At 73.6% G+C, this 3682-nt stretch carries 3 protein-coding genes; 1 reads left to right on the top strand and 2 read right to left on the bottom strand.

Translation table 11 applies throughout. The annotated features are described in order from the left end of the window. On the bottom strand, positions 1-1098 hold a 1098-nt coding region (locus PLL68_RS08045), incomplete at its 3' end, for an ATP-binding protein (protein ID WP_324533254.1). 41 nt (positions 1099-1139) lie between these two features. Between PLL68_RS08045 and PLL68_RS08050 the strand changes: the two genes are divergently transcribed. Then, on the top strand, positions 1140-2915 hold the full coding sequence (locus PLL68_RS08050; RefSeq protein WP_324533255.1) for a hypothetical protein: 1776 nt from the start codon (positions 1140-1142) through the stop codon (positions 2913-2915). A 12-nt stretch (positions 2916-2927) separates the two neighbouring features. On the opposite strand, the gene PLL68_RS08055 is transcribed toward PLL68_RS08050, so the two are convergent. After that, positions 2928-3682, bottom strand: a 755-nt coding sequence (locus PLL68_RS08055) for a sulfurtransferase (RefSeq protein WP_324533256.1), incomplete at its 5' end; no start/stop codon positions are given.

The raw sequence follows: 3682 nt of genomic DNA on the forward strand, positions 1-3682 counted from the left end.
ATACCCGGCGTTGAGCACCGCGATGTCCTCGGCCCGTGCGATGGCGGCCACCTGCCCCAGGTGGTGCACCCCGAAGAACTCCTGCGCGCGGGCCCGGTCGGTGCGGGCCATCCGCAGCAGCCAGCACTTGAGCTGGTCGCCGAGCCGGGCGCGGGTCTGCCCCAACACGTCGTCGTCCGCCAGCGACTCGCGCGAGGCGGTCAGGGCAAGCCGCTCGGTGTCGAGCACGGCCCGCACGAAGAACGCCCAGTCGGGCAGCACGTCCGGCAACGACTCGCCGACGAGCATGCGCTTGGCGTAGAGCCGGTGCCCACCGCGCGTGCCGGTGGGGTGCGGCAGGACGAAGGCCTGGCCCCGAACCCCCGACACGGGGTCGGAGAGGTCCACGACGTCCAGTGGCCGGGCCCCGACCACCACCTCGCCGAGGGAGAGCGCGGCATCCCGCCCGCCCCCCTCCCACGGGAAGCGCCGTCCTGCTGCGATCACCGGCCCGCCCGCGGTCTCGACGACGAGATCCACCGGCAGGTAGGAGGCGTAGGACGACGCGAGCCGTTCGACGACCTCGGCGCTGAGCAGGTCGGCTGCGCTCCCTCGGGGTCGCAGGGCCACGTCGGTGCCGGGTTCGGCGCGTGGCTGCGGGGAGAGGGCCACCGAGTACGTGCCGTCGTCGCGGCCCACCCACAACCAGGTCTCGTCGGTGCCGGCCCGCCGCGTCGTCACCCGGATCTCGTCGGTGACGAGGAAGCACGACAACAGCCCGATGCCGAACTGACCGAGGAAGCTCTCGCGCGCCAACCCCAGGGCGTCGCGTTTGGTGGAGGCGCCGATGGTCGCGAGCACCGCCCGGATGCCGTCCTCGTCGAGCCCGATACCGGAGTCGTCGACGTGCAGGCAGCCGTCCGGGGAGAGGTCCGCTGGCACGATGCGCACCCGGCGCGGGGCCTGCGGATCGTCCTGCGTGCGGGCGGTCACGGCGTCGAGCGAGTTCTGGAGGAGCTCACGAAGGTAGACCCGGGGCCCGGAGTACAGGTGGTGCGACAACAGGTCGACCACGCCTCGCAGGTCGACGTGGAATGGTGAGTCAGTCGCCCCCGTCACGGGACGATCTAAGCAGACCGAACGCGAGGAGGTGGTGGGGCGTGGACGGGTCGAACGGGCTGTCCGAGGCCGAGGCCGAGTTCGTCGCGTTCGCGCAGTCGCGCCAACCCGAGCTCCTGCGGGTGGCCCACCTCGTGTGTGGTGACGTCGGGATCGCGCAGGGGGTGCTGCGCCACGTCTTCGTGACGCTCGCGCGGCAGTGGGGCCGGGTCGAGGAGGAACGACCGGATGCCGTGGTGCGCCACCTGGTGTACCGCGACGCCGTCGCGTCGTGGCGGCGTCGGGACCTGCCGTCCCCGCGGGCCGGTGAGCACGGCATCCGGTGGCAGGACGGTGGCCTCGACGAGGACGAGGACGCAGCCGACGACGAACGCCGTCGCGCCGAGGTCATGGCGGCACTGGACTCGCTCACCCCGGCCCAACGGGCCGTCATCGTTGCCTGCCACCTCGAGGACCACGGTGAGGACGCTGCTGCCGCCCTGCTCGGTCGGCCGCTGCGGGTGGTGCGCCGCGACGACGAGGCCGTCCTCGCGCTGCTCGGGTGGACGCCGGATGACGCCCGCGAGAACCTCGAGCTGGCCAGCGACGACCTGCCCGAGACCGACCTCGTCGGTGACGCCTGGGCGCAGGCCGGGCGGCAGCGGCGCTCGGTGGTGCGGCGCAGCCTGCTCGCCGCAGGCTTTGTCCTCGCCGGCGGCGCGGTGGCCGCCGTGGCGCTGCGCGAGCCCGATGCACCACCGAGGCCGCGCCCGGTGCCCACGTCTTCGTCGTCCGCGGCGGTCGCCGACGGTCGGCTGCCGCTGCTCCAGGTCCAGGGCGTCAGGGTCTACCTCGCGCCGGACCCTCGCTCAGAGGCCAACCTGCCGGTGTACCCCCTGCGCGAAGAGCTCGCGCTCCCCGAGACCTTGGACGCCGGTCCCGTGGAGGCGCGAGCGGTTCTGGGCGAGCAGGGCCTGACCGGGGTCGCCAACGCCGTTCGGGGTGTGTTCATGGTGGCGACCTCGGGCGATCGCTCGTCGCCGGTGCTCTACGCCCCCAACGCGTCGACACCGTACGTTCTCGTGCCGTCGGTGCAGATGCCGTTGTCGTCCCTGCGCTCAGGACCGCTCGGCCCACGCTCGATCGCCGACGACCGACACCGGGTGGTGTTCCACCGACCGGCCGCGGTCGTCATCCTCGATGCCCGGGACGGCTCCGTCATCGAGGTGCCGGTGCCCGACCCGACCATCGCCGCGGCCGGCTGGGCGCGTGACGGGCGCACCGTCGTGGCCCGTGGGCGCGATGCCGGATGGCTCATCGACCCCGAGAACTACGGCGTCCGGCGTGCCGAGAACGCCGTGAGCCCCGACTGGTCAGACCTGGTGGACTCCGGCGGCGCCACCGTGCTGCGCACCTTCTCCGGTGAGGGGGAGCTGACCGGCACCAAGGACCTGCGCGGCCCACCGCTCGTGCCGCACGGCACGTCGGTCTCCAACACCGAGGGCTGGGTCAGCACGGGCGCGTGGCTTCCGGAGACCTACCAGCGTGCGGTCCAGCGATCGCAGGGGCTGATGGCCGCCCAGGGGGACCTGCCCCCGATCCCGCGGGTGCTGGCCGCGACAGAGGGCCCACTCGTCCCGGCCCAGTGCTACCGAGCCCTCGGATGGGGCCCGTCCGCCGTGGTGTTCCTCGAGTCCCGGTCCGAGCGAGCGGGGTTCCAGGGAACGGTGCGCCGGGTGCTCGCCTGGGACGTGACCCGGGCCCGACTGTGGCGGGTGGCCGACATCGGACCGGCCAGTCTCATGCTCGGCGACTTCACCGGGTCCTTCGCGATCTGAGTGCTGTCAGGCTCAGACCGTCGGGCCGGTCGCGATCGGCCGGTTCGGGTCCTCGATCCACTCGCTCCACGAGCCGACGTAGGGGATCGCGTCGATCCCGGCCGTGTGCAGCGCCAGAGCCAGCTGCGCTGCGGTGACGCCTGAACCGCACGTCGTGCCGACCGGGGTGTCGCGGTGCACCCCCGCCGCTGCCGCCACCCGGCGGATCTCCTCCGCCGAGCGGAACGTGCCGTCGGTGTTCAGCAGGTCGCCGATGGGCAGGTTCGTCGACCCGGGGATGCGTCCGGCGACGCGGTCGATGGGCTCGCTCTCACCGCGGAACCGCTCCGGGGTGCGGGCGTCGAGCAGCACGCCGGCGCGGGCCATGTCTGCGGCGCCGAGTGCATCGAGGACGGGGACCGAGCCCGCGCGCACGGTGAGGTCACCGCGCGACGGCGACGGCACGGCATCCGAGACGGGCAAGCCGGCCTGCCGCCACGCGGCCAGGCCGCCGTCGAGCACCTTCACCTGCGGGTGGCCCGCCCAGCGCAGCACCCACCAGGCCCGACCCGCGGACAACGAGGTGCTCTGGTCGTAGACGACGACCTCGTCGTCGTCGTCGATCCCGCAGGAGCGCAGCGCGTCCTCGAGCACCCCCGGGTCGGGGAGCGGATGCCGCCCGCCTGACCCCGGTGGGCCGGCGAGGGCCGCGTCGAGGTCGAGGTGGGGTGCACCCGGAAGGTGCGCAGCGGCGTACAGCTCGCGGCCCGGGGTCCCCCGCAGGTTGT

Origin of the sequence: Ornithinibacter sp. (assembly GCF_035443565.1) — a bacterium.
Lineage (GTDB): Bacteria > Actinomycetota > Actinomycetes > Actinomycetales > Dermatophilaceae > Fodinibacter.